Below are 26,857 nucleotides of genomic sequence, written 5' to 3'. Positions count from 1 at the left end.
CCGCCGGCACGCGCGAAATCCTGCGGCTTGCGGCTGCCCGCTTCGTCCTAGCTATTGAGACCAGAACACGTCATCGACAGGACCCTCCATGTCATTCGCCACGATGCTCGTACGGTGGCTCGCCGGGCGATTGTCCGGCGCCGCCGGAATGCCGGGCCGGCCGCTTCCGCCCGCCGCTCATGCCGCGCCGATTCCGCCGCTGCGCTGGCGCGCGCCGTGGCTCGCGTGGCAACTGCTTTCGTGGTCCGTCCTCACCTTGCTCGCGCCGCCGATCTGGATGATCGGCACGCTGCTGCTGATCAATCCGGCGAGCGACCAGCCGCTGTTCTGGGGACTCGCGATGGCGATCGTGCCCGTCGCAAACGGGGTCGCGATCGTCGCGACGAACCAGCGGCATCACCGCATGCCGTTCACGCGGCGCCCGGTCGTCGCGGCACACATGTTCGGCATCGCGATGGCCGTCGGCTGTGTGCTGTTCGTGCTGCTGCTGTGGCGCTCGCACGCGATCGCCAGCCTGGTCGGCCCGCTGGCAAACGACGGCATGCGTCCCGCGACGCTCGCGTGCTGGGTCGCGGGGCTCGCCGCGCTGTTCGGCGTCACGTCATCTGCGCATGCGAGCATCGCGCATGCGTGGCTGGCGTTCGAGGTGTGAGCGCACCGCGCGGACAGACACTGCGGAGGCACGCGGATGCATCGATACGGGACGGGAAGGACGGCGCGCGCGCGGCGCGAACGCGGTATCGCGATCGTGACGGTGCTGCTCGTCGTCGCGCTGGCGGCCACGCTGGCCGCCAGTGTGCTGTGGCGCCAGCAGGTCGCGACGCGCGACGTCGAGAACCAGCGGCTCGCCACGCAGACGATGTGGATCGAGCGCGCCGCGGTCGAATGGGCGCGCGCGACGCTGCGCGCGCAAAGCGCGACGTCGAACGTCACGTTCGTCGGCCAGCCGTGGTCCGCGCCGGTCGCCGACGTACAGCTCTCGGACCTGCTGCCGTCCGACGCGCTGGCGGTCAACGCCGAGCTGTCGCGCGCGTGGATCTCGGGCAGCGTCGAGGACGCGCAGGCGCGCTTCAACCTGACGAACCTCGTGTCGCGCGTGGCGCCCGGCAAGCCGTGGCAGTCCAGCGGCGAAGGCGTGCTGGCGTACCGGCGCCTGCTCGGCCAGCTGTCGCTCGATCCCGCGCTCGCGCAATCGACGGCCGACTACATGCTGCGCTCGCTGCGCGACGCGAACGGCCCTGACGGCTGGCCGCTGCAGCTCGTGTCCGTCGACGATCTCGCGCGCATTCCCGGCTACGACGCACGCGTGATCGAAGCGATCGCGCCATTCGTGACGATCCTGCCCGACCTGACCGTCGTCAACGCGAACACCGCGGCCGAACCCGTGCTCATCGCCGCGATTCCGAGGCTGTCGCCGAGCCAGGCCAAGCGGCTCGTCGACCGGCGCACGACAGCCTATTTCGTCAGTACCGGCGACATCGCCGAATACCTGCTGCCGGCGCAGGGCGGCAACCCGACGCTGCCGGACGGCTCGGCCGTCGGCGTGAACAGCGGCTATTTCCTCGTGCATTGCCGCGTGCACTCGGCGCGGATCAACACGCGCATCGACACGCTGATCGCGCGCTACGGCAGCGGCAATTTCGCGTGGACGTCGGTCATCTGGGTGCGACGGCTCGCGAGTTGAAGCCGACGGGCCGGCGGCACGCTAGACCCGCGACAACTCGCCCAACCCGACCGCACGCACGCCCTGCGGCGTCACCGCCGCATCGAACGACAGCCGCGTGAAGCTCGTCTCGCGCACTTCGCCGAGCAGCCGGTTCCAGTCGTCGATCGACACGAGCAGCGCGATCGGCCGGTTGTACTTGGTCACCATCACGAGCGCCTCGCCCGCATGCCGCAGCGCCTTCGACGGGTTGCTGCTGAAGTCGCGCGTCGCCATCGCGATCGTGCGCAGGCTGAACACGTTGGCGGCCGGATCGTCGCCGTCGTCGTGCATCAGGCGCTCGAGCGTCGCCGCGCGCAGCAGCGCCTGCGGCTTCGCGGACAGCCGGTTGTCGCGGCGCCGACGCCGCTCGCTGCGCGGGTCGACGTGCACGGCGAGCATCCGCACGATCTGGCCGAGCGTCGTCGCGGGCAGCTGGTCGTAACGCTGCCACCAGTCGGGCGGCAGCGCGATCATCATGCCCGCGTAGGTCGCCGTCACGCCGCCGGCGATCAGCGACGGCAAGCGGTCGACGTCACGCGCGTCGAGATCGAGCGCACCGCCGACGACGCGCGTCATCACGCTGAACGCGTTGTAGGCAAACGCGGCGATCCCGCTCGCCAGCAGCGCCGCGCGCGCGGGCACGGCGCCGAGCGGCGCGCCGCCCGTGACGGGCTCGAGCGCCAGCGGCAGCGCGTCGCGCCAGCGCCGGCAAGACAGCGCCACGACCTGCGGTGCGTCGAACCGCTCGGCCGGCAGATCGGTCAACAGCGTGACGACTTCGCCGGGCGCCTCCGCGCGGTGCCATTCGATGCGCCGAAACGCGCCCGACACGCCGCCTTCGCCGACCATCCCGACGGATTGTTCGCGCACGCGCCCGTCGCCGAACACGCCGCCCTCCTGCCAGCCGCCAAGCGGCCGGCACGCGGCCGAGCGGCCGTATTCACGCAGCACGAACGCGCCGCCGCGGCGCGGCCAGCCGGAAAGGAGCGCGTCCGTATCGAAGCGCCCATCGACGATCCACAGCTCGCCGGGCCGCACCGTTTCGAGCAGCGCGCCGACGAACGCACGCTCGTGCGTCCAGCCACGCTCGCAAGGCAGCAAGTCGACGATCATCCCGAGCTCCGGATCGTAGACCGGCAGGACGCGCGCACCGCCCGCCGCCGCATCACGCGCGGGGTCGTCGCACGCGCGCCCGCAGTCGCATCCGCCGGCCTGGGGCGAGCAAGCCTCGCCGGTACCGTCCAGCACGCGCAGCCGCATCCCGTCGACTGCATGCGCGCCGTCGGCGTTGTGCGCCGACGCGACCGGCAGCAGCAGTTCGACACTGTCCTTTGCCAGCGCACGCCCCCAGCCGGCACGCCAGCGGCTCATGCAATCGTGCAGTGCCGTCACGGCCGCGCCGAACCCGGGCGTAGCGGCCACGCCGGCATCCGGCATCCGCTGCCACGCGGCAATCGACGCGATCGCGTCGACGGCGAGCGCAAACAGCGCCTCGCGGATCGACTCTCCGTCGGGCTCGTCGCCGGCGTCCGCCGCGGCGCCGATCCAGTCGTCGTGCAGCGCGCATTGCAGCACGAGCCGCGCCATGATCGTCATCGGGCTCTGCTCGACAAAGCGTTCCACGATCGTGCGCATCATCGGATTACCCCACACTGTCTGGTTGATCGCACGCGCCGCCGCAACGGCATGCGCACGCGTGCGTCGCGATACGTTCGCACTTGACGGGTTGCCCGCGACGCCGCAGCATCGTGGGCGACCGGACCCGCGCGACGGCGCGCCGCCGCGGCGGTCCGCCCGCAATCGATGCACGAGGCACCGGCATGTACGTAGATCCCCGCGTGGCCCATGGCCGCGCCCGGTTCGACCTGAGCGGCTCGCCGCGGCTCGTCGCCGACGAGCGCCGCTGGGAAATCAGCGACGTCGTCACGCGCGGCCTCGACGATTTCACCGGCGTGCGCAACCGCCGCAGCCTGATGCGCCTGCTCGAACGCCAGATCGCGCCGAAGCTCGCGCGCCTCGGCCTCGAGCCGTACGTCGGTGCGCTCGGTCATGCCGAAGGGTTGTTCGTCAACTTCTCGACGATGAGCGCCGAGCACGGCCTGCGCGAATTCCAGCTTCAGCTGACGGTGCCCGACCTCGTGCTGCGCAGCTTCGCGTCGAACGTGATCCGGCCGCACGCGGTCGCACGCTGCATGCAGCGCAACGGCGTGATGTCGCTCGCGGAAATCGAGCATGAAACGCGCATCGCGTTCGTCGCGGCGCGCGTGATGCGCTCGCTGGCCCTCGCGGAAGGCTGGCAGCAGATCGGCGTGCCGACGCCGCTCGGGCTGTTCGTCGGCGCGCTGACCGACGCGCACGACGTCGCGATGAACACCTATTTCCGGCCCGGCGACAACGACCGTCCGTCGCGCTGGAGCGGCTTCTCGGCCCTCTTCTCGTCGATGCCGGACTGGCGGCCGGAACAGGTCCGGCACGGCGGCGATCTGCTGCAATGGATGGTCAACCATATCGTGGCCCTGCAAGAATCCGCACCGTTCGTCGAACGCTTTCCCTTTCTGCGCGAGCCGCTGCGCGATGCCGGCGATCCGCTCGACGCCGCCTGGAACGGCGCACGCGCCGGCCTGCAGCCCGGGGCGCCATCCTGAATCCCGGGTCGTGAATCCGGGCCTGCATGACGCGGCCGGCACATCGGCGCCACACGCCCGCTGCCGTGCGTGCACGGTGATCCGGGGGCCCGTTCAGGCCCCCGTTCCCCGGTCTCCGCACTACAGCCCCTCCGCACAGCCCCCTCGCTCTCTCATATACAAGGTCGAAGCGGGCCCGCATAACCCGCAGACTTTCTTGCAACGCCGGTGCGCCGCCGCGCGAACGCGAATGCGCACCATGGCAGTGCAGTGCGCGCGCAAAGCGGCCTCATCAATGCGTACGCGTCGACCCGCCCGGCTCCGGGCGGCCGACCGTCTCCAGCACGGCCCACATCCAGATCAGCTCGCGGACCGTGCGCGCATGCTCGTCGCTCTGCGCGCGCCAGCATGCAAAAGCGTCCAGTTCCTGTTGCGTCGTGTCGCCGGTGCGCAGCCACAGCAACCAGCGCACCGCGCCCTCGCGGATCGCATCGGCGCGCGTATTCGCGTCGCCGGGATCCTTGTCCCGTTGCGATTCGTTCATGATCACGCCACCGCCCGAAGCTCCATCGACACACATCCCCCGCACCGCGCATCGCTGCACGGCCGGGGCGCTTGCCACCCACGCCTCGGGTCCGACGACGTCACACCGGGCCGCCATGACGGACGGCCCGGCGTTTGCCGGCCCTCATTGATCAAGTCGTATCGGACGGCCGTAACCCGCAGTGCGCGGACAGCCGCAAGCGCCGCGAACGCATCGCCGGCGGAAAGGAGAACGGGAAGTAAAGCGTGGGGAGCCGGTCAGCTCAGCAGCACGATGTTGCCGGGCAGGCGCGTGATATGCGCGCCGTACAGGCGGCCGACCATGTCGATCACGTCGTCGAGCCGCGTGATCGGGAACTGCGCCTGCATCCGGTTTTCCCCGAGTGACGCGCTGCGCAGGATGACCTTGCCGCGCCGGTAGCGGTTGATCTCGTCGACGACATCGGCGAGCGGCACGCCGTTGAACACCAGCATCCCGCGCCGCCATGCGCTGACCGCGCCCGGATCGATCCGCGACACGGGCTGCACGCCGCGATCGTCGTAGACGACCTGATCGTCGGCCGTCAGCGTGCGCGCACCGCGCGGATGCTCGAGCGCGACCGTGCCGGAGAGGCAGGTCACGCAGACCTGCGAACCGGTGCGCCGCACGTTGAAGCGCGCGACCGTCGCCTGCATGCGGCCGCCGCCGGCCACCACGGTGACGGGCTGGATCGGCGTCGCGCGGTCGGCCGGCGGCGCGGCCGCGTCGATCTCCGCCTCTCCGGCGACGACTTCGACGCCGCGCGCGACATCGCCCGCGGCCAGCACGTCGAGACGCGTCTGCGTATTCAGCGCGACCGTCACGCGCGACGACAGCGCGACGCTGCGCTGCTCGCCGGTGCCCGTGTGGTAATCGGCCGCGAGATCGCCGAGCGACGGCCACAGCTGCATCGGCGGGCGCACGGCGAGCCACGATGCGCCGGCCGCCACCGCGAAGCCGATGAACGCGCGCCGCCCGGTGCGCATCGTGCGCTCGCGCCTTGCCACGTTTGCCCAGGCAGCGGCCGCGCGTTCCTCGTGTGCAAGCTCGGTCGCCGCCGTGCGCAGCGAGCTCCAGGTATCACGCAGCAGATCGGCGGCTTGCGGACGATCGGCGCACCAGCGCTCGAACGCATCGGCTTCGGCCTGGCTCGCGTCTCCCGAGCGCAGACGCAGCAGCCACGCACTCGCTTCGTCGAGTTCGTCGTGGGCAGGTTCGGCCTGGGCTTTCGTCATCGTCCTGATGCTCAAAATTTACGCGGGCCGCCTCGCGTGCCCGAGTACGGATCGCCGTCTTCCTGCATGCGCTGCAGGCAGTACTTCATTGCCGCACTCAGCTCGCTTTCCACGAGCCGCAGCGAAATGCCGAATTGCTCGGCGATCTCGCGGTTCAGCAGGCCGTCCACACGGGCGGCCAGCAGGATCGCGCGGCGCCGCGGCGGCAGGCCGCGCAGCACGTCCTTCAACGTCTCGACCTTGCGGCGCGCCGCGACGATGCGCTCGGGATCGGCCAGTTCGTCGGGCATCTCGAGCAGCGTCTCGACATCGTCGTCGTGCAGATGCCGGCGTTCGCGGCGATGCTGGTCGATCGCGACATTGTTCGCCATCCCGAGTATATAGGCGTCCGCGTTCGTCACCTGCGTGGAGACGTTCGCGTTCTCGAGACGCAGCCACGTCTCGTGCAGCGCGTCGGCGGCGCCGTCCTTCGACCCGGTCACGCGCTCGAGGCGCCTGACGAGGTACGCGTAGCGCGTCGCCAGCAGATTCCGGAGCCCGGAGCGGTTGCTGTCGGACATGACGGCCTAGCCCCGGACGGCCGGCTGCGGCGCCGGACAGCGGAAATGCACGCCGTTGCCGGCCGGCCGCAGCAGGATCGTGACCGGCTGCGGCAGGTCCGCCGGCGGCGCGTCGTCCAGCTTCAATGCGCGCAGCGCGCGCATCACCGCCGCGTCGCGGGCGGCCGAACCGCTCGATGCCACCATGTTGACCGCCACCACCGCCCCCCTGTTGTCGATGCGCACCTGCGCGACGAGTCGATAGCTGCCCGGCACCGCTCCCGGCTGCGCACACAGCGCATCGATCAGATGCGCCTGCAGCAAGCCCGCGAACGCGCGCCGATCGCCGGAATCGCCGACCCCGTCGATCGGCAAGGCCGCATCCGCCGGCGTGTCGGCCGTCGCGGGCGCCTGCTCGGCGGCCGGCTGCGCGACGATGATCGCTTCGTCCGGACGCGAGAATTCCGCACGCAACCCCGTTCCGGCCAGCATCCGCTCGAGCGCGGCGCGCGGCACGAATTCGCCCTGGACAGGCGCACTCGTGCGCCCGTCGAGCAGCGGCGCGGGCGCCAGCACGATCAGCTCGGTGAGCCGCGCGAAGTCCTGCAACGTCTTCGCGAGCGGCTGCGCGGGCAGATCGAAATGCACCACGCTACCCGGCTGGCGGACGATGGAACCGGTCTCCTGCGCGTGTATGCCGTGCATGCACGGCACGACGAACGCCAGCCACGCGACGAGCGCCAGGACACCGGTCGGCGCCCGTGAACGAGTCATGAATCCCTGGACGGAAGTGGAGTTGCACGTTGCCGGCGAAACGCGCCCCCCCGTGAGCGGTTCCGCAGCAAACGAACGTCAGATTGTGAGCGGGCACTATGACAGTCCGGTGAAGCGTGCAGCGATGCGATTCAATCGCGGCGTGTTCCCACATTGCGGGCATGCCAGGCGCCGAACGTCGCTCACGGCCGGCGCACGACGAAGTTGCCGATGCCCGTGCCGACCACGGCCATCCGCACGTCGCCGGACCACAGCGTGATCGTCACGGGCACGTCGATGCCTTCACTGCCGAGCACGACGCGCGACGGCACTTCGCCGCCGCCGGTGTACCGCACCGACACGCCCGTCACTTCCGCGCCCCAGCGGCGTGCGCGATACAGGTCGTCGGTCATCGGCGCCCACGTGCCGCTTTCGGTGCGCTGCACGAAGCGATAGCCGCCGCCCACCGTCTGCCACGCGATCGGGATCGACCGCACCTGCGCTTCGTCGCCGGCCGATTCGAGCAGGTTCGCCAGGCGCTGGGCCTCCTCCGCCAGATCGGTGCGTCGATTGCGCGACGGCGCGAGCGTCACGACCGCGACCAGCAACCCCACGATCACGAGCACGACGAGCATCTCCAGCAGCGTGAAACCCGCCGCCGTGCGATGCGCGGTGAGCGCGCGCCGTCCGCGACTGTTCAGGATGCGCATTATTTCGTCACTGCCACGAGCCGATGTCCGCATCGTTCCCCTCGCCACCCGGTTTGCCGTCCGCGCCGTAGCTGAACACGTCGATCGCGCCGTGCGCGCCCGGGTTCAGGTATTGATACGCGTTGCCCCACGGATCCTTCGGCAACCGCTCCAGATAGCCGCCGTCCTTCCAGTTGTTCGGCACCGGATCGGTTGCCGGCTTCTGGACCAGCGCGGTCAGCCGCTGCTCCTGCGACGGATAGCGGCCGTTGTCGAGGCGATACAGGTTCAGCGACTGCATCATCGTGCCGATGTCCTGCTTCGCCGCGATGCGGCGTGCCTCGTCCGGACGGCTCATGATCTTCGGCACGATCAGCGCCGCGAGAATCCCGAGGATCGCGACCACCACCATGATCTCGATCAGCGTGAAGCCGCGTTGCGTGTGTCCTCCCGCGTGGCCGGCGTATCGCGTTCGGGTTTCGTTGGGCCCCGTCATCATGCATTCACCCTCGCAACAAAGAATGGAAAACCTCTTCTGTTCATCGCACCGACCTGTCGCCATGAAACCGTTCGACCTGCTTCGCATCGCGCCGTCGCGCGCCGATCTCGTTCCACTCGCCGCGACGCTCGCTGCCGCGGCCGCACTCGTGACCGTGTCGCTGTGGGCCGTGCGCGTGCTGAGCGCTGCCGATGCGCCGGTCGCGACGCTTGCACCGCCGCCCGCGCCGATCGACGTTGCCGCCGGCACGCGGCTGTTCGGTGCAAAACCCGACGACGGCCGCGATGCCATCCAGCTGCTCGGCGTGCTCGCCTTCGATGCGCGCCGTGCGGCCGCGATCGTCAGCGTCGGCGGCGACGCGTCGCGCGTCGTGTCACTCGGCGCGGCAATCGGCGAAGCCGCGAAACTGGCCGAGGTTCGCGCACGCTCGATCGTCGTCGACCGCAACGGGCTGCATCGCGAGATCGCGCTGCCCGCCGCGGAGAAGGCCAACGCATACGTGCGCTGAGCGGCGCATTACTGCACCATGTTGTTCAGCTCGATGATCGGCATCATCACCGCCAGCACGATCACGAGCACCACGCCGCCCATCGCGAGAATCAGCAGCGGTTCGAGCAGGCTCGTCAGGAACATCGTGCGGCGCTCCAGCTCGCGCGATTCACCTTCGGAGGCGCGATCGAGCATCGTCGTCACGTCGCCCGTCGCCTCGCCCGAGCGAATCAGGTGCACGAGTACCGGCGGAAACGTCTTCGTATGCGCCAGCGCGCGTGACAGTGCCGAGCCCTCGCGCACGCGGACGATCGCATCGTCGACGTTCGCGCGCATCGCACGGTTCGACAACGTCTCGCCGGCCGCCTGCAGCGCGCGCAGGATCGGCACGCCCGCCGCGGTGAGAATGCCGAGCGTGCTGGCGAAGCGCACCGTGTTGTAGCCGCGTACGAGCTTGCCCGCCAGCGGCGCGGTCAGCACCCACGTGTCGAACCTGAGCCGCGGCGCATCGCGCGACAGCACCTTGCGGATCGCATAGACGATCGCGACCATCGCCGCGAGCGACGCCCACCACCAGTGCCGCACGAAGTCAGACAGCGCGAGCATCACGACCGTCAGCGTCGGCAGCTGCTGCTTCGTGCTGGTGAACACGTTCGCGACCTGCGGCACGACGTAGCTCAGAAGGAACGTGACAATGCCGAACGCGATCAGCGTGACAATGCCCGGATACGTGAACGCGAGCAGGATCTTTTGTTTCAGCGCGTTGCTTTGTTCGATGTAGTCGGCCAGGCGCGACAGCACGATGCCGAGCTTGCCGGTGTGCTCGCCGGCCGCGACGAGCGCGCGGTAGATTTCCGGAAAATCGCGCGGATGCTGGCTCAGCGCGTTCGCGAACGAATGGCCGCCGACGACTTCCGCGCGGATCGACGCCATCAGCTCGCGCACGTAGTCGCGCTCGGCCTGCTCGCTCAGCACCGACAGCGATTCGTCGAGCGGCAGCCCTGCGACCAGCAGGCTCGCGAGCTGGCGTGTGATGATCGCCTGCTCGCGCTGCGACAGCTTGCGGCCGAGCGACAGGCGTTGATGACGTTCGCCGTGCAGGCGCTGCGCGGCCAGCTCGACGATCAGCGGCGTGAGACCTTGCGTGCGCAGATGGCTGCGGCCCGCGCGTGCGCTGTCGGCCTCGAGCACGCCTTTCAGCGTGCGGCCGGTGGGATCGATCGCTTCGTAGCGGAATGCCGACATGTCAGTGCCCTCGTGTCACGCGTGCGACTTTTTCGGCGACGGCGCGCAATGTGCCGGACGGAGTCGCCGGGGAAGACTACGGAGCGAACCAGCGCAGATTTGTGACGGATGTTGGGCTACCTTTTTGGGCGGGGTTTATTACGTCTCGTCGTTATTCTTATAACGTAAAAACGATTACACCCTCACCGAATCAATTAATCGGTCACACATTAAATACACGCGACCCTCGCCAATCTTCAATTTGCATATTTTCGCGGAAATCGGAAGAAATACATCGAACCGGAAGATATTCACCGACGCGCAAAATGTTCCGTAACACCCGCCACACAACCGTCTTGAAGTTGGGGTAGCCGTGCGCGAGCTCGCATGCTACTTCGACGGCCTCCGTCAAGCGTGATAAGGGTTCCCGCGCACGACCCGCCGAACGATTCCGGCTGCGTCCCAATATCTGGACGCACCGGCCGGCGCCGAATAACGCTTCATTCGACGCTTTACTCATCCGAATAACGCAATGGCTCATTCGATAAAAATGTTACGTACCATTCGTTATGAAAAATTCACACGCGTCATTCGTATTTCCCCCTACATTTACCCAGCGGTCCATAAGCATTCCAACCGCAGTAGCAGGGGTTCCCGTTTATCTTCGTTCAAGGAAATTTCTCATGAAATCCAGCAAGCGCAAGATCTGTCAAGTCCTCGCTCTCGTTGTTTCCGGTCTGGGCGCCACGGCCGCAATGGCCGCGGACATCCACGGCGGCGGTTCGTCGCTCGTCGCCCCGACCATCGGCGCGATCGGCAACACCGCGACCGAAATCGGCCTGTTCGGCACCGCCGAAGGCTCGTTCACGTACTACTCGGTTGGCTCGGGTGCCGGCCAGAACGCATTCCTGAACAACCAGCCGACGTTCTTCGGCTCGACGGTCACGGGCACGGTCCACTTCGCGAACAGCGATGCGGCGCTGTCGACCGCCCAGCTCACGTCGTACAAGGCCGGCCTTGGCGCGACCAACGGCCCGCTGATCCAGATCCCGTACATCGTCACGCCGATCACGGTGCCGGTCGTCAACGGCCCGGCCGTCACGAGCACGACGACGCCGCAAACGACGCCGGGTCAAGCGCACAGCATCGCGCTGAACGACAACGACCTGTGCGGCATCTTCTCGGGCAAGCTGACCGACTGGAACCAGGTCATCAACCCGCAAACGGGCTCGGCGTACACGACGACCAGCTCGCCGATCAAGGTCGTCTACCGTTCGGACGGCAGCGGCACGACCGAACTGCTGACCCGCCACCTGGCAGCTGTCTGCTCGAGCGCCAATACGGCCACGGGCGTAACGTTCGTCGATTCGCTGACGTTCACGGCTTCTTTCCCGGGCGGCGTACCGGCAAACTTCACGCCCGCTTCGGGTAGCGGTGGCGTCCGTTCGCAACTGGTGAGCTATCAGTCGGCCGGTACGGCTGCTGTCGCTTACCTGAGCCCGGACTACACGAACACGTTCCTGGCTCCGCAAAGCACGGTCGTGACGCCGGCCAGCGCATTCCAGATCCCGGTTGCTAGCCTCGTGAACGCGACGAACGGCGTGTACTACGCACCGACGTATGCGAACGCAACGACGGCGCTCAGCACGGCTACCGTGCCGAGCAGCCAAGCTCGCGCCGCCAATCAGGCCAACTGGGTGCCGAACGTCGGCAATCCGGGTTCGGGCTATCCGGTTTCGGGCACCAGCCAGATCATCCTGAGCCAGTGCTATGCGGATTCGTCGGTCAAGACCGCCGTGCACGACTTCCTGAACGCTCACTTCACGAATGCCAGCTTTGCGTCGATCGTTCACGGCAACGGCTTCGATACCGTGTCGTCGAACTTCCAGAACGCGATTTCGGCCGACTTCCTGAGCAACACGAGCGGCTATAACCTCGACATCGGCAACACGGGCGTCTGCACGGGCTCGGTGACCGGTCGTTAAGCGGTTGGCGGACCGCAAGGTCCGTCGCCGACCAGACTGCGCCCCCGGGTAACCGCGGGCGCAGTTTTCTTTTGTATTCAGGACATGCCCGAAATGTCCGGCTCCTTGGCGTCTGGCTGCCTACGGACATCGTCGCCCTGCCCGCAGAGAGAATCTCATCATGCGGCTTTTTCAATGCAAACTTTGCCAAATCATCACCCTGGCGCTTTCCGGCGTTGGTGCCACAACCGCGATGGCCACACCGAATCTCCAAGGTGGTGGCTCGTCGCGCCGCTCATCGGTATGATTGGCAACGCTTCGTCTGAAATTGGACTGTTTGGCACTGCAGAAGATACATTCACGTATTACTCGGCCGGTCCGGGTATTGGCGGGAACGCGTTTGTCGCCAACCAGCCGACCTACCTCGCCGCAAATCTCACGGGAACGGTTGATTTTGCGAATGTCGACATAACGCTACTCGACGCGGATATCAAAGCATATTCAACCGGACTCGGTGCGACCAACGGACCACGGATTCAGATTCCGTACGTCGTTGCCCCTATCACGATCCCGATAGTTAATGGACCAATCGTGACCAGCACGACGACGCCGCAAACAACGCCCAACCAAGCCCACAGCGTCGCGCTGAACGACGATGACATCTGCGGTATTTTCTCGGGCAAACTCTCGAACTGGAATCAGGTGACCAATCCCGAAACAGGTTCGCCGTACACTCTCAATGCGCCTATCACGGTCGTCTATCTTCCGAGAGGGGACGAAGGCACGAACAAGATGTTGAGCCGCCATCTGGCATCTGTTTGTACACCGTCCAATACGGCCGTAGGTGTCACGTTCGTCGAGTCGATCATGTTCGCTGCTTCATTCCCGAACGCCCATGTCCCGAACAACTTCGTCAGTGCGGCGGGAAGCGGCGACCTACGCCGTGCTCTCTTGTCATCCCAAGGTGCCGCGATCGGTTACCTGAGTCCTGCCTATGCGAATACGTTCCTTGCTGCTTCTAGCTCGGTCGTAACTGAATCAGGCGCAGCGCAATTACCAGTGGCGAGCCTTCTGAATTCAATCGATGGAAAATACTACGCCCCGACCCATGCAAATGCGACGGTGGCGTTCGGTACGGCGGCTGCACCGGACAATAAAGTCACTGCAACCAATCCGGCAGCCTGGGTGCCCAACATCGGCAACCCGCCCGCCGGATATCCGCTTTCGTTCACGAGCCAGATCATTGTGAGTCAATGTTACTCAAATCCGACCGTTATATTAGCGATGCGCGATTTCCTGAGCAGTCACTACACGAATGTCAATTTTGCGTCGCTTATTCAAGGCAATGGTTTCGGCACGATCCCGTCGAATTTTCAGTCGGCCATTTCGAACACATTCCTTAGTAACGTCAACGGCTATAACCTTGACATTGGTAATGCGAGTGTCTGTTCTGGCCAGGTGACCGGTCGCTAAGCTGTCTTCGGAAAACCTTTTGACGTTATGACTCGGTTCTTGGAACTCGACGCGTCGAACGCTTCGCCCCCCCGGTGATCCGCGTTAGCGTTACTCACCCCGTTTCCTGCCGATATGAAAACGAGCCATCAGCCCATCTGGCGGCTCGCTTCGTCTTCACTTGTCAAATCTTGCCCAACCGTGCACGCTCCTCGGCCGTGAGTACCGCCCTCTGCGACGGCCCCGCCTGACCAAACCCGAGAATCGACACCGAACTTGACGCGTCGTAGCCTACCTGCTGATTGTGCTTCTTCCCGCCGTCCCCCCCCGCATCGCCGAACCCCTCGACCTGCACCGAGATCGTCCAGCGACGTGACGACACACCGGATGCGTTGTTCTTGGCCATATCCTGGGCGACCTGGGTCGCAGCCGATGCGGCTGCACTCGCAGCCGTGAGCGCGCCGGTATTCACCGCCTGCACGAGCGGAATGCCACTCGCCTTGCCGGTTACCTGGATATTGTCCGCGTTCACGACGCGCAGTGCCGCGACGTTCAGGTTACCGGCACGAATACCCGCATCGCCCGCATCGACCGTACCGCGCGGTGCAATCAGGTTGATCGTGCCGAGCGGTACGCCCGGCACGCTCTGCAGTGTCGCGATACCCGCGCCGGTGACTTGCCCGCGTGCATCGACCGTGCAGTAGTGGTTCGCATCGCAAACATATTGCGGCGCCGGCGTATCGGCTGACGATTTCGCACCCTTGCCTGCGTTGATATCGCCGTTAGAGCTCCAGATCGTCATGTCCCCGCCCTGCTCGGTGAAGATCCGGCTCTGCGCGAGCAGCACACTGCGATCCGTGAAGATATCGATATCCCCCTGTTCGAGCGTGAGAATCCCCATCGTCCCGGGCCCGGCGATCACTTTGCCGCTGGCATCGATGATCTGCGGCGGCGCAGAAGTGCTGCCGATCAACGCCTGCCCACCAGGGCCGAGGATCGTGACGTTGCCGCCCTGCTGCGTCTGGATGGTCGTGCTGCGAATGTCCAGATCGCCCGTGTCGAGCATCTTGTTCGAACCGTTGCTGCCTCCGCCGAGATTATTGGCCGTGTATCCCATCGAGGCGGGGAACATCGTATTGAGGGCCTCGTATCCGCGCGCATATTTCTGATAGTAAGGACTGGCGGGATTGTTGTAGTCCTCGCCGACCGCAGTCAGCACCTTGAACAGCACCTGCTCGGCAAACAGTTGCTGGACATATTGCGGTAGCGCCCTGAATTTCGACCATGCTTCGTCAGCGCTCAACGGCTTGACCGCCGGCTGATCGTTGACCAGCCCCGAATCGACCGAGAGTCCGGCCTCGTATTGCTCCATGAACGTGATGAGCGCCGGCGTCGCACTGGAAACACCGGCGACCGACTTCGCCGGATCGACATACGTCGAGATGAACGACGCAGTGTCGATGCCCGGCCCCACACCGAACAACACATTGACGCTTGCGCTTTCATGTGGCAGATACGGATTGTTTGCGTTGCCGATTGCGTCGATGCCGGTTGGAAGCCCGGAGACATAACTCCCGCTGCCCAGGCTCGCATAAGCTTGAGCCTGACTCGTCAACGGTCCGATGTTCCTGCCGGCTTCGACATCGAACGTGCCCGGACCGCCCAGCACCAACGCGGGTATGACGGCGCTCGTCGAACGAATGAGCGGTGTATCGTAAATATCCCGCCCTGCCACGATGCGGGTCACGTCCGACTTGCGCAGGTTCTGCCCCATGAACGAGAGATTGACGATGTCACGGCCAGCCTGGATCAATGCGGCCTTGTCGATCGCGACGGGCACCAGGCCGCTGTACAAGCCGGCATAGGCGCCGGTCGTCTGCAGCATGCCATCGACAATATCGCCGTTCAAACTGTAGATCCGTGCGGGTACGACATCGCCGCCGTGCAGGGCAATCGGATCATGCGCTGCCGCGGTTGCGAGCGCCGGATTCACGACGAAGACATTCGGCTCGACGGGTGAAGGCATCGCGGAAGGATCGACATCGAGCATACCGAACACCGGCCGCCCATCGGAAACCAATCCATTGATGCTCGACAGATTGACCGACTGGTCCGCGATCAGACTCAGATTGCCCGACGCCGATGGATACAGCTCACCGCTCGCCGCTACCGTAATGCCACCGGTGAATGCGGTCAGCTCCACCGAGGCTGGCAGAATGGACGACAGGTCGACCCTGCCGGGTGTCTGCGTTGCGGTGGCACCGCCGCCAATCAGGTCGACCGCCGAGAGCGTGCCGATCGCCACGTCACCTGTCGTCGACGAGATATTGACGGCAGATGTCGACGAATACCCCTGCATGTCGGATTGCTGGCCGTATGCGGCAAGCAACGTGTTGTTCTGCACATATGACGGATCGAATACGCGCCCAATGCTGGCGCCTTGTCGCGCATTCACGTTGAGTACGCCGTCCTGCGTCGCCAGCAACGTATCCACCGTGACGGGCGGTTGACCGTCAAGTTGCGCGGGCGCGGTAACGTCCGATCCGATCTTCCCGCCGGCCGCAATGGTTCCGGTTCCTTTGGCGACGAAAAAGCCGCCGCTCAGAATGTCTCCGCCAGCCCGCACCGACAGGTTGCCGCCGCCAACCGTATTGACGGTCGGCGTGTCTGTCCGAGTTCCGGTCAGCCACCATGTGGTCGGCAACGACACCGACAGGTCCGAAATATTTCCTCCAGCCGACACGGACACATTCCCGCCCGCACTCAATACACCTTGATCGAATGCGCCGAAGTTGATCGACGTCTGGACGGTCTGCATTACGGGATTGGTGGCACCGACCAGCCCTGTTGGATTGCCGATCTGCATCCACTGCCACCAGAACTGACTGATATTGGCGCCCTTCTGCCCGGTCACCGCGCCGTTTGTGTCGGTCAGGTATTCAGCGCCAGTGATGTCGCCCTGCGCGCGAATCGTGATGTCACCGGCTGAATCGGGGTTGACGGCCGGCGTAACGAGAATGTCCTGATAGCCGGTTCCGGCATGTACGATCGCCAACGTCGGGCCCCCCGAAGGCGCGGACGCCACCGGCGCCCCCGCCGTGTAAATCACGCCCGGCACGGTCACATCCGCATCGTTCGCTTGTGCCGCGGCAACATTGAACAATGCAATACCGTTACCCGCTGCCACGTCGATGGCTCCAGTACCGGTACGAAGCATCGTGGGCGCGAGCACGGCGAAGCCGCTGCTGTCGACATACGCGGTGTGCCCGTCGAAAATGACGCTTTTGCCTCTCGTCGCTCCCTCCATCGTCAACGGCTGCAGTGCAAGCGGATTGGTACTGCCGAGATCCGCGCCCGCGACCACTCGGAACGAACTGCTCGTCCCGCCCGCGAGCGATGCGGATTGAAGAGGAATCGGATTGTTGGCGACGGGTGTCGGTGATGGTGAATTGTCGGCCACGGCCGGTAGGCTGATCGTCGGCGTCGTGATCACCGCAACGGGTTGAACCGCAGGCGCTGCGGGAATATCCACCAGCGGAAACTTTCCGTTTTGATTCAGGAAGCGAACCGAGTCGGTCAGATATTTCTGATACTGATTCAGATAAATCAGATATGACCCGGGATCCGCCGCTTGCTCTGCCGCCGAAGGGGCGATCGGCCCCTTCGGCTGACCAGGCGCAACCGCTCCGACGGCGTTGAATCTCAGCTTGTAGACGATACCAATATTGTTGTAAGTCGGAGCCCAGTTCATCATAGACGAAAGGCTCGTCGCAGTCTGATCGAGAAAATTCGCATACGCCATATAGAGCGCGTAGTATTCCGCGATCTCATCCGGCTTTCCGCCGACAGGCTGCCCAGGGGCAAACGCCACTCCCTTCTGCGCGTAGTACCAAATTCCGTACTCGTACGGGAAAGCGTTGTAACCCGACGGCAGCTTGAAGATGGCATCGGCTTCACCCGAGGTCGACAACGGCGGCACCGCAATCGTCCCCCCACCGCCCAGCGGATTCGCGATCTGGAAGAACCCGTCCGACAGGCTCGCGTTCACCTTGACATTGTTCTCGGCGCGCAGCGTCACGACCGGCGCCTGCCCGTCGAAGCGGAACGCGAGATTCGTCGGCGATGCACCCGCGCCAAGGTTCCAGTTCGTCAGCACCTGGATGTCACCGCCATTGATTGCGGAACTCGGGTTGTCGAGCTCGATTCCGGGCACGATGCGCGTATTCGCAATGTTCTTGCCGGCAAACGGATCGACCAGCGTATCGAGTCCGTGCTGCACGAACCCCATCAGCGTACCCGGCGCCGCCGTCGAGGCATCGCCGTTCTGATATCCGTAGAAAGTCTGGTGATCCGTATTCGCACCGTTGCTCGCCGGTGCGAAATACATGTTGTTCAGTCCGCCGAACCCGATCGCGCTATTGCCCCCCTGAAGCTGCGCCTGCGTGACGGTCGCCGTTGCACCCGTCGCCTGGTTCGTCAGCGTGCCACCGCCTGAACCGTCCGGCGCGAACGAAAACGTCGCCGGCGTGCCGGACGTGCCCTGCGCGGTAAACGTGCCTGCCAGCAAATATCCGCTACGGTCATACCATCCAGCCGGATCGATAACGCCATCGAAGTGCTTCGCGCCCGTCGTCGCATCCGTCGTGCTCCATACGGCATATGCCTCGAGCGAAGTCGCACGCGAGCCGACAATTCCTTTGCCGTCGTTGAATGCTTCGGGTAGGTTGATCTTCACACCGCTGTCGATCAGCAGCGGCGCACGGAAATTCACCGTGCCACCCGACAAACCGCCGGCGGTCCCACCCGACACGTCGATCAGCGCATTCGCGCCGAGCGTAATCGTGCCGGCATTCGCGCGCAAAACATTCTCGTAGCCGTAAGTCGTGTTGTATGCGATCGAATCGCCATTTGCATCGACGATCGTCGGGTCGAATAGCGCTGCTGTGCCAATGTTGACTTTGCCGCCTCGCTGGTGCGGGTCCGAACCGCGCGCCAGCAACGCACCTTCGACATCCACGCCGTTGCGGCCATACAAATCGATCGCACCGCCTGCCTTGCCGGATGCGTCGATCGTCCCAAGCACATTCACGTTGCCGTTCGCCGTATCGGCCGAGCTACCCGATCCGCCGTCGGCCGTCAGCAGCACTGAATTCGCGCTCAGCGTGTTGCCCTGCGACAGCGTCAGGTTGCCCGTCTTCGTACGGATCGCGATCGACTGGTTCACGCCGCTAGAAGCGAGCGTCTTCGACAACGCGTCGAGGTCGGCCGCGCCACCGGTATTCAGCGAGAACGAGCCGCCCGCAATGCCGCTCGCCGCAGCGCCCTTGATCGTGCCGTTCAGGTTCACGACCTGCTGCGGCGCCGAGAGCGACAAGCTGCCTGCCGCGCCACCGCCGCTGGCCCCCGAGAAATCAAGCGTTGAGCCGGCCTGTACGTCAACGGTGCCGGCATCGGCCGTCAGCGTAATCGACCCGGCCGGCGCGTAACGCATCACGTCGAAGAACTGCTTCGATACGCCCGCCGAACTGACCGTCGATCCATTGCCGATCGTCAGGTTGCCGCTCGTCGCTTCGAGCGTCACGTTGCCCGCCGGCGCACTGATCGTCGCGCCGTTGTCGGCAACCGTGCCGCCGATGAAGATCAAAGCGCCGCCAACCGCGCCGCGCGTCAGCGGCGTACCCGACGCACCATTGAGCGTCAACGTGCCCGTCGTCTTCACCGCGGCAGCCGAGCTCGTATCCGCCAGGTAGACTGGCGCATTCAGCGTCACCGGCAGCGCACCGAAGTCGAATGTTCCGGTTCCTTGCCCGACTACGCCACCGGTCGCATTCATCGCCGCCGAGCCGAAACCGCTCGCCGTCTTCGTGCCGCTGCCAAAGTCGATCTCCTGCGCATTGACCGTCAGCGTGCCGCTCCCGACCGTCGTCGTGCCGGGCGTGGCACCCATCTCGTTCGTGAACGCGACCTTCTGCGCATTCAGCGTCACGTGCCCGCCATCGCTCGTGAACATGCCCGCGCTCAGATCGATGCTGTTGCCGAATGTCGCGTTCACGTCGCCGATGAAACCGATTGCGCCGTAGCTGCGCAGCGTCACCTGCTGAGCGTTCGCGAACTGGGCGAGACCGGCCGGATCGACCACGAAGCCCGGCAGGCCGGCCGCCGCGCTACCGCTCGCGTTCGTGAACGTAATTGCCGAGCCGTCGGCGGTAATCGCCTTGGCGGAGAGCGCCGCAGATGGATCGACCTTCAGGTTGCCGGACGAGTCGAGCAGCAACGCCTGGCCACCCGCGAGCGTCGCGCCCGCGCCAACCGTCAGCAGGCCCATGCCAGTGCCACCCGTGCGTGCGAGCGGTACCATCGCGCCGTTGGACACGCGCAGCAGCGCGCCATCGCCGGCGATCGTGATCGGCTGATCCTTGGCTGCCGGGTAATCGCCCTGCGCGGCAATCGATGCACCGGCGTCGACGCGCAATCCGTTCGCTGCGTTCGGATCGCCGTTGCTGGCGTCCGTCTTTGTGACCAGCAGAATCTCGGGACCCTTCAGCGGCGTGCTCCCGTCGTTCGACACGACGACGCTATTCGCGATCGGCGTGATCATGACACCGCTCGACGTCGCCGAACGCGTGCCGCCGATCAGCAGGCTGCCTGCGGTCAGCGAATCAAGCGCATCGCTACCGATCTGCAGATAACCTGGCAGCGCCGCAGCACCGTTGCCGGTGATCTGGATGTCCTGCGACGCGATGTCGACCTCGGCCGGCGCACCGCCCGCGCCGGCGGACGCATTCAGTGTCGCGCCGAGCGTCAGCGCCTTGGTTGCGGCCAGCACCAGTTGGCCACCGTCTACCGGCAACGGCGGTGTCACGTTGCCCTTGGTCGAAGCGAGTTTCGTGAAATACGCATTCGCGCCGGTCAGCGTGTACTGCGAATATTGCTGCCACACGCTGTTCGATTGCACGTTGAACAGCGTCGGTGTCGCGCTGCGGCCGCCCGTCAGCGCATCGGCAAAGTAGCCGGCCGTCACGACCGTGCCATCCGGCAACACCTGGCTCGCGCCCGGCGCGACATTGCCTGCGATGTGCGACACCGTGACGCGATACGCGCCCGGCACTGTCGCGTACTTTCCCGGCAGCAGCGTGTAATAGCCGGCCGGCAGCCCCGGTACGCCCGACAGATACACGGCCTTGCCGACCGCATCGTTCATACCGGCCTGGGCGACGCCGAGCGCCGCCGTGGCGGTCGTTGCCGTGCCGTTCGCATTGGTCGAAGGCTGCACCGTTTGCGCGAACGTCGGGTCATAAGCCGCGACCGGCGATTGCTTGCCCGGCAGAATCGCATAGACGTTGCCGGCTCCGGCATTGACCGGCACCGCCGTCCCGCCCTTGCCGCCCGCGTAGCTCACGTTGTATTGCGACAGCACATCACGCGTACCGCCCGTGCCCGGCACCCATTCGGCCGCCTGCAGGTCGCCCCCACCCGACAGGTCGATCGTCGCCCCCTTGTCGAGCGCGACGTTGCCGTCGTTCACCCCCACGTATTTCGCAGGCGGCGCGGTCAAGTCGGGCGTCGTGTTGCCGGCGACAGGATTGAACTGCCACTCGACCCCGTCGACCGTCGTGCCATACGGAATCACGGTGCCCTGGTTTGAGACCGACGTCACGCTCCCGCTTGCCAGCTTGACCGATTCCGTCGCAACGAGCGGCAGCCCGCCGAATTGCGCCTGCGTCGCCGCATTCGACGGATCGCCGACGCCGAACACGAGCGTGCCGGACGGCGCACGCACCGTGCCGCCTTGCACGATGTGCGTTGCGTCCACGAACAACGTCCCGCCCGCGGACAGCGGCGTGCCCGATGCGCCGTTCGACGAGAACGTAACCGTCGTGGGTGCCGGTTTGCCGTTTGCCGGATCGATCGGGCCAACTGCATCGACGACGAACGTACTGCCGGTCGACGGGTACAGATCGGCCGCCTTGAAGGTCAGGTCGCCCGGCGTATAAAGCATGCCGGGCGTCAGGCCCGGTGTCTGCGTCTGGCTGACGTTCGTCGAACTCAAGCGGATGTCGCCGCTGCTCGTGAAGTTCGCTCGGCCAAAATTGTTGAGCTGAACCTGATTCATCAGGTCGATGAACGACGCGTTCACGGTTAGCGTCGCATTCGACATCGCCGGGACCGGCGTGAATTTTGGCGCCGACGGCCGAATCATCGGCCCCGACAACGCGACGTACGGCGCGTTGATTTCCACTGCCGCGCCGAGCGGCGCTTGCGGCGCCTGTGCCAGCACGGTATTGACGACCGGCACGATCGTGCCGTCAGGCTTGCGCACCGGCGTCGACAGCAGCGTCGACAACTGTCCCATGTCGACGGCTGCAAGTCGCCCCGCATTCAAAGTCACCGACTCCGGAAGCGACAATGTCACGTTGCCCGCGAACAGGATCGGTGTCGGCGACACGCCGTTCAGATCAGGCGGCGTGGCCGTACCGAGCACCAGGTTCGCAATGCCGGACCCGGTCAACCTGTCCGCCGCAAACTGCAGCACACCGTTCGGCTGGCCGATCGGCAACCCGGTCGTCGGATCGATCGCCGACGTGAAATCCTGTCCGGGCGTCAACCCCGTGGGCACGAGTGTTCCGCCTTGCCGCACGACCAACGCCGTACCGCTCGCGCCGTCATTCTGATGCGGCAGTATCGTCAGCGTGCCGCCGCGCGCCTGGGTCGCGCCCGGACGCCCCACCAGCGTTGCGTCGGCAAACAATCCGTTCGCCGCCGAAAGTGTGATCGATCCCGCATCGCTCCATACCGGTTGCGACGCGTATCCCCCATTTGCCTGCAACTGGTCGAAATTCGCCGAGGTACCGGACACATCGATTTTCGAGCCTGCCTGCGCAACCACGTAGCCCGTATCGCTCGACATCGTCACCGAACCGCCTGGCAGCACCTTTCCCGCGTTCGGCACGACCGTCGTCCCACCCATCTTGACCGGCGCCGCGAGCGGATTGGCCAATGCCGTACCCGACACGTCCAGTGAAGCATCCGCGCCGAGCCACACCGATTGGCTCGAGCTTCTGAAACCACTGTTGAACTGGCCCGCCTGTGCATACGTGCCGTTCCCGTCCGCGCTCAGCGTGATCGACCCGCCCGGTGCAATGATCGAGCCGAGTACCGTGACCTGCGCCGGCGAGCCAAGGCCAACGCTTGCACCGGCGTCCGTGTGAATCGACGCTCCTTCCGACAGCGTGACCGCGCCGGTGACGCCCGGATAGGTGGGCGCCGCGCCGGCCGGGCTGCGCCACGACGTATCGTTGCCGGCCGTCAGGACAAGATTCGTTGCCTGCCTGTGATAGGCATCGAGCTGGCCAATCGTGGTCAGCCCCCCCGCCGACAGGTTCGCACCCGTGCCCGCCTGCTGAAGCGCGAGCATGTCTGGAATACGGTTCAATTGCGTGACGGCAACCGACGCGCCGGGTGCGACCGTCGTGTCGTAGAACGCATTCAGCACATACTTGCCAAAGCCCTGCCTCGCGAAGAAGGTTTCCGGGAGATAGATATCCCACGGCGACGCTGCGGCCTCTGCACCGCCGATCCGGAATCCGAGCGCCTGCAGCGTCAGCGTTCCTCCCCCCGAAAACCCTTCGCTCAGGATCGTGCCGCCCAGTGCGATCGTGCCGGCCGTCGGCTGTGCGGTCGGCAGGGTCGGCGCGCCGTCCGACGCGCCAAACTGCTTCAGAGGTGTCGCGGAATACGCCTGCAACGTCACGTTCCCGCCTCGTCCGGCAGGCACGCCGTTCTGCATCAGCATCTGCCCGTTCGACAGCAGGTCGCCGCCGCTTGACACGTCCAGTACGCTACCGGGCTGCAGCAGCACCGAACCCGAGGTATCGCCGAACAACCCGCCGCCGACGACGTTCGATCCAAGCAGCGCAGACAGCGTAATGCTGCCGCCGTTGATGAACTGGCTGTTTCCGGGTGTCGTGCCCGGTGCCGCTTGCACATCGTTGTTCACCCACTGCCCTGCCGCGCTGATCCCGCCCTGCGGGCCGACGATCACGTTGCCACCGCTCGTGATCGAGATCGATCCCGACGGCACGGACAACCGCCCGGCCACGTTGACGTCGGTACCCGGCACCGGGCTGTTCAAGGTAATGGACCCACCCGGTTGCAGGTTCAGCTGCGTGCCCTGCGGAACCACTACCCCCTTGCCGCCGACCTTGTCCTCGGTGACGTTCAGGTTCGCGAAACCGCCGTTATTCAGCGTCGCGACCGGTACCACGGTGGTCGTGAGCACGTTACGCGGATCGTTCGCGGGCAGCGCCTGGAGTGCCGTCTTGTCGAGCGGCGTATCGATCGAGAATCCCGGCGCGATGTCGGCGAGCTTCGGCGCATTGTCCTGCAGCACAACCAGGCCCGCCGTGCCAGACGCGACGTCACTGTTGTTCGACGTCAGGTGCACCAATGCGGCGCCGTCAAGCTTCGGATCGGCGCCGAGGTTGAACGTCCCGCCGCTCGGCAGGCTGTTGCCCTGCATCTGCTTCGCACCACCGAACGCCTGCGCGCTGATGTCGCCGTCGAGCACCGTGGACTGCAGCCCGTAGATATCGAGCGTGCCTGCGTTCCCGCCGACGATGTAGTCGCCCTGATAGCCGCCCATCGTCAGCAGCGGGTTGTACCACGTCTTCGTCACGCCCCAGCGCGGATGCGATTCGACGAACTGCCCCGCGATGCCGACGTACGTGTCGTACGGGCTCGCCTGTCCGATCGGCACGAGCGCGCCGTTGGCGTCGACGAGCCGCGTCGTGTTGACGATCCCGCCGTCGTAATGCACGTAGCCGCCGTTCAGGTTCATCGACGAACCGGTCGCGGTCATCACCTCGTTGCCCGACAGCGTGATCGAGCCGCCATTGGTCAACAACTGGTCGACCGTGCGCGGAATCAGGTTCACATAACCCGACAGATTCAGGATCGGGCTGCCGACCCATTGCACGCCGTCGCTGCGCGTGCCCGTCAGCGTGCTGTCGAACACGAGATTCTTGTACCCGAGCAGGAAGCCGTTGCGCAGCAGCGGCGAATCGGCGAGTTCGTTCTGGCCGATGCGGTCGACCGTCACGAGCGTCTGCCCGATCGGCACCTCGACGTTCGCGAGGCCCGACACGTCGATCGTCGCGCCGGTGTCGACATAAATCCGGCCTGGCACGGCGGTCTGGCCGGCCGGCGCTTGCGCGCCCGATGCCGAAGGCGTCAGCGCCGCAACAGATACTTTCGAACCGGGCGCCTCGATCAGCGAACCGCCCTGGAACCACACCGAGCCGGCCGTCATGCCGATGCTGCCCGGCGTGAAGGTCGCGCCGGGCGTCGACGGCGTCGTCTGGCCATTGCCGTCCGGCATTACCGTGGTCACCGAATCCGGGCCGAAGCTCAACAGGCCGGCGCGGTGCGTGTCGTTGGCGCCACCGGTACCGTCCGTCGTCTGAAGAGATTGACCGAGATAGGCCGCCCCGGTTGGATTGTTGGAAAAATATTCGTCGACCGTGGAAATCGTGATCGTGCCGGGCGAATTGACGCTCGTCGTCACGCCCACCACGCCATTCTGCGCGACGCGGCTGCCGAGCAGATTCACATTGCCGCGCGCGGCCTCGACGATGCCGGTATTGGTCAGCGTACCGGCCGGCGTGATGTCGGTCATCTGGCCATTCGGGCCGAGCAGCGTGATCTTTCCGCTCAGCTCCGGCAGCAGCACCTGCGGATTCGTCGTGGCGCCGCTGTTGGGCCGCAGGCTTACCCCGACGCCGGCCGCCAGCACCACCTGCCCGTCCGTCGCCTTGATATGCCCTGCGTTCGTCACGTTCGGTGCGGCGATCATCACGAAGCCGCCATCGCTCGCGTTGCCGTTCGCGTGCGTGGTAATCGACGCGCCCTGTTCGATCGTGACGTCACCCCACGGTTGATACTGGCTCGCGGAGATAAGGTTGACCTGGTTGCCCAGACCGAGCACCTCGTTCGGAAGCCGGCTGTTGCCGTTCAACCCGCCCGAGCTGCCCGACTCCGGATACGCGAGCCCGCCCGTCGTCCCGGCCGGCAGGCTCAGGAACTGTTTGTTGCTCGCGACGATCCCCGCCGCATCCTGCGCGAGACTGTTGTCCGTCACAACCGGCACCCGGTTCTGCAGGGTCTGGTTGTAGTTGTTCATGTTCAGCACGTCGAGCGACGACGCCACCAGCGAATGCACGTTCACCTGCGACCCGGCGCCGAACAGCACCCCGTTCCGGTTGATCACGTACACGGCCCCCTGCGCGGTGATGTTCCCCAGAATCTGGCTCGGCCTGCCGCTCGGATCGTTGATCCGGTTCAGCACGGCCCAGTTGTTCGCGCCGTTCGTCTGCGTGCCGCCCGACTGATCGAAGTTCAGCGTCGTCTGCCGGCCGACGTTCATCGTCTCCCACGTCAGCACCGCGTTCTGCCCGGTCTGCTTGACGTCGACGTTCACGTGGCCGCTCGCGTCGACGTTCTGCGTCGGCGCGTTCGCGTTGAACCACAGCACCGGATTGTTCGTATCGGCCGTGGCACCCGCCGCCACCTGCAGCCCGCCCGGCGCCAGCCCGTTCGGCACGGTCGACGGCAGCTTCGCCGCCGCGGCCGCCGCATTCTGCTGCGCCGCGATCTGCGCGGCTATCGCATGTGCCGCATTCCCGAGGTTGCGGATCGACGGCTGGCTCGCCTGCAGCGCCTGCTGCGGCGACACGCCGAGATTCGGCATGCCCGGCACGCCGCCGGCACCGCCCGCGCCGCCGCCCGTCGGGCTCGCGGCCACGTGGCCGAGGTTCATGATGCCCGCCGCATGCGCGTGGGCGGACACGCCTGCCGCGAGCATCAGCACGACCGCCCGGTAAAGCGGGCTCAGCTCCGATTTCAGGACCGACCGCGAGGCCGTTGCGCGAAGTTGTCGTTCCGTACGTGCGCGTGCTGCCATTCTTGCCACCCCGATGCTAGGAATTTGCGTGTGGCGCCGGTCCGGCACCGTACATGTCGTTGCGCCTGAAGCAGGCCGCTGGAATCCGAAGACCATACGAAGCGCGCATGGCAGCGACATGGCGACTGTTACGGACCATTCCGGCCGCCGTGAAAAGGTCCGTA

Annotated in this window: 15 protein-coding genes; 6 read left to right on the top strand and 9 right to left on the bottom strand. The window is 65.8% G+C overall.

Going from position 1 to position 26,857, the window contains the following annotated elements:
- Nucleotides 1-88: 88 nt before the first annotated feature.
- Complete coding sequence (locus FFS49_RS13635) at nucleotides 89-652, top strand: hypothetical protein (RefSeq protein ID WP_105818015.1); 564 nt, start codon at nucleotides 89-91, stop codon at nucleotides 650-652.
- 36 nt (nucleotides 653-688) lie between these two features.
- Nucleotides 689-1,684 (top strand): type II secretion system minor pseudopilin GspK, encoded by a 996-nt coding sequence (gene gspK / locus FFS49_RS13630; protein WP_105818016.1) that lies wholly within the window; start codon nucleotides 689-691, stop codon nucleotides 1,682-1,684.
- 21 nt (nucleotides 1,685-1,705) lie between these two features.
- On the opposite strand, the gene FFS49_RS13625 is transcribed toward gspK, so the two are convergent.
- Nucleotides 1,706-3,343, bottom strand: a complete 1,638-nt coding sequence (locus tag FFS49_RS13625; RefSeq protein ID WP_105818017.1) for a type II toxin-antitoxin system Phd/YefM family antitoxin — start codon at nucleotides 3,341-3,343, stop codon at nucleotides 1,706-1,708.
- A gap of 182 nt (nucleotides 3,344-3,525) precedes the next feature.
- On the opposite strand from FFS49_RS13625, the gene FFS49_RS13620 reads away from it, so the two are divergent.
- Complete coding sequence (locus tag FFS49_RS13620; RefSeq protein ID WP_039344187.1) at nucleotides 3,526-4,350, top strand: hypothetical protein; 825 nt, start codon at nucleotides 3,526-3,528, stop codon at nucleotides 4,348-4,350.
- 271 nt (nucleotides 4,351-4,621) lie between these two features.
- Here the strand turns inward: FFS49_RS13620 and FFS49_RS13615 are convergent, their stop codons facing one another.
- The 6 genes from FFS49_RS13615 to gspG form a co-directional block, all read right to left on the bottom strand.
- Nucleotides 4,622-4,873 carry a DUF4880 domain-containing protein gene (locus tag FFS49_RS13615; protein WP_223274306.1) on the bottom strand — a complete coding sequence of 84 codons (252 nt, stop codon included), beginning with the start codon at nucleotides 4,871-4,873 and terminating at the stop codon, nucleotides 4,622-4,624.
- Between the two features lie 257 nt (nucleotides 4,874-5,130).
- The gene (locus FFS49_RS13610) at nucleotides 5,131-6,126 is read right to left on the bottom strand and encodes a FecR domain-containing protein (protein ID WP_105818018.1); all 996 of its coding nucleotides are present in this window, start codon (nucleotides 6,124-6,126) and stop codon (nucleotides 5,131-5,133) included.
- Nucleotides 6,127-6,137: 11 nt separating this feature from the next.
- Nucleotides 6,138-6,686 (bottom strand): RNA polymerase sigma factor, encoded by a 549-nt coding sequence (locus tag FFS49_RS13605; RefSeq protein WP_039344052.1) that lies wholly within the window; start codon nucleotides 6,684-6,686, stop codon nucleotides 6,138-6,140.
- Between the two features lie 6 nt (nucleotides 6,687-6,692).
- Nucleotides 6,693-7,439: a TonB C-terminal domain-containing protein gene (locus FFS49_RS13600; RefSeq protein ID WP_105818019.1), complete on the bottom strand. Its 747-nt coding sequence runs from the start codon at nucleotides 7,437-7,439 to the stop codon at nucleotides 6,693-6,695.
- Nucleotides 7,440-7,621: 182 nt separating this feature from the next.
- Nucleotides 7,622-8,128 carry a GspH/FimT family pseudopilin gene (locus FFS49_RS13595; protein WP_046196534.1) on the bottom strand — a complete coding sequence of 169 codons (507 nt, stop codon included), beginning with the start codon at nucleotides 8,126-8,128 and terminating at the stop codon, nucleotides 7,622-7,624.
- Between the two features lie 7 nt (nucleotides 8,129-8,135).
- Entirely contained in the window at nucleotides 8,136-8,603 is a 468-nt protein-coding gene (gspG, locus tag FFS49_RS13590) for a type II secretion system major pseudopilin GspG (RefSeq protein WP_105818020.1), read from the bottom strand.
- A 64-nt stretch (nucleotides 8,604-8,667) separates the two neighbouring features.
- Between gspG and FFS49_RS13585 the strand changes: the two genes are divergently transcribed.
- Complete coding sequence (locus FFS49_RS13585; protein WP_105818021.1) at nucleotides 8,668-9,114, top strand: general secretion pathway protein GspC; 447 nt, start codon at nucleotides 8,668-8,670, stop codon at nucleotides 9,112-9,114.
- An 8-nt stretch (nucleotides 9,115-9,122) separates the two neighbouring features.
- On the opposite strand, the gene gspF is transcribed toward FFS49_RS13585, so the two are convergent.
- Nucleotides 9,123-10,340 (bottom strand): type II secretion system inner membrane protein GspF, encoded by a 1,218-nt coding sequence (gspF, locus tag FFS49_RS13580; protein ID WP_039344047.1) that lies wholly within the window; start codon nucleotides 10,338-10,340, stop codon nucleotides 9,123-9,125.
- Nucleotides 10,341-11,002: 662 nt separating this feature from the next.
- Between gspF and FFS49_RS13575 the strand changes: the two genes are divergently transcribed.
- The gene (locus FFS49_RS13575; protein ID WP_039344045.1) at nucleotides 11,003-12,304 is read left to right on the top strand and encodes a substrate-binding domain-containing protein; all 1,302 of its coding nucleotides are present in this window, start codon (nucleotides 11,003-11,005) and stop codon (nucleotides 12,302-12,304) included.
- Nucleotides 12,305-12,478: 174 nt separating this feature from the next.
- Nucleotides 12,479-13,756, top strand: a complete 1,278-nt coding sequence (locus FFS49_RS13570; RefSeq protein ID WP_317634231.1) for a substrate-binding domain-containing protein — start codon at nucleotides 12,479-12,481, stop codon at nucleotides 13,754-13,756.
- 163 nt (nucleotides 13,757-13,919) lie between these two features.
- Here the strand turns inward: FFS49_RS13570 and FFS49_RS13565 are convergent, their stop codons facing one another.
- Nucleotides 13,920-26,693 (bottom strand): filamentous haemagglutinin family protein, encoded by a 12,774-nt coding sequence (locus tag FFS49_RS13565; RefSeq protein WP_105818022.1) that lies wholly within the window; start codon nucleotides 26,691-26,693, stop codon nucleotides 13,920-13,922.
- Between the last annotated feature and the right edge of the window lie 164 nt (nucleotides 26,694-26,857).

This window comes from Burkholderia sp. 4NA327C6 (assembly GCF_005502655.1).
Classification (GTDB): Bacteria; Pseudomonadota; Gammaproteobacteria; order Burkholderiales; family Burkholderiaceae; genus Burkholderia; species Burkholderia contaminans.
Note: the sequence above shows the minus strand (reverse complement) of the source record. Positions and strands in the feature narration are given on the sequence as shown.

Coding starts and splice junctions, on each gene's coding strand:
- FFS49_RS13565 (WP_105818022.1), bottom strand. CDS start 26,693: ATGGCAGCACGCGCACGTACGGAACGACAACTTCGCGCAACGGCCTCG.
- FFS49_RS13595 (WP_046196534.1), bottom strand. CDS start 8,128: ATGCGCATCCTGAACAGTCGCGGACGGCGCGCGCTCACCGCGCATCGC.
- FFS49_RS13585 (WP_105818021.1), top strand. CDS start 8,668: ATGAAACCGTTCGACCTGCTTCGCATCGCGCCGTCGCGCGCCGATCTC.
- FFS49_RS13610 (WP_105818018.1), bottom strand. CDS start 6,126: ATGACGAAAGCCCAGGCCGAACCTGCCCACGACGAACTCGACGAAGCG.
- gspK (WP_105818016.1), top strand. CDS start 689: ATGCATCGATACGGGACGGGAAGGACGGCGCGCGCGCGGCGCGAACGC.
- FFS49_RS13615 (WP_223274306.1), bottom strand. CDS start 4,873: ATGAACGAATCGCAACGGGACAAGGATCCCGGCGACGCGAATACGCGC.
- FFS49_RS13605 (WP_039344052.1), bottom strand. CDS start 6,686: ATGTCCGACAGCAACCGCTCCGGGCTCCGGAATCTGCTGGCGACGCGC.
- gspF (WP_039344047.1), bottom strand. CDS start 10,340: ATGTCGGCATTCCGCTACGAAGCGATCGATCCCACCGGCCGCACGCTG.
- FFS49_RS13570 (WP_317634231.1), top strand. CDS start 12,479: ATGCAAACTTTGCCAAATCATCACCCTGGCGCTTTCCGGCGTTGGTGC.
- FFS49_RS13620 (WP_039344187.1), top strand. CDS start 3,526: ATGTACGTAGATCCCCGCGTGGCCCATGGCCGCGCCCGGTTCGACCTG.
- FFS49_RS13575 (WP_039344045.1), top strand. CDS start 11,003: ATGAAATCCAGCAAGCGCAAGATCTGTCAAGTCCTCGCTCTCGTTGTT.
- FFS49_RS13600 (WP_105818019.1), bottom strand. CDS start 7,439: ATGACTCGTTCACGGGCGCCGACCGGTGTCCTGGCGCTCGTCGCGTGG.
- FFS49_RS13625 (WP_105818017.1), bottom strand. CDS start 3,343: ATGATGCGCACGATCGTGGAACGCTTTGTCGAGCAGAGCCCGATGACG.
- FFS49_RS13635 (WP_105818015.1), top strand. CDS start 89: ATGTCATTCGCCACGATGCTCGTACGGTGGCTCGCCGGGCGATTGTCC.
- gspG (WP_105818020.1), bottom strand. CDS start 8,603: ATGACGGGGCCCAACGAAACCCGAACGCGATACGCCGGCCACGCGGGA.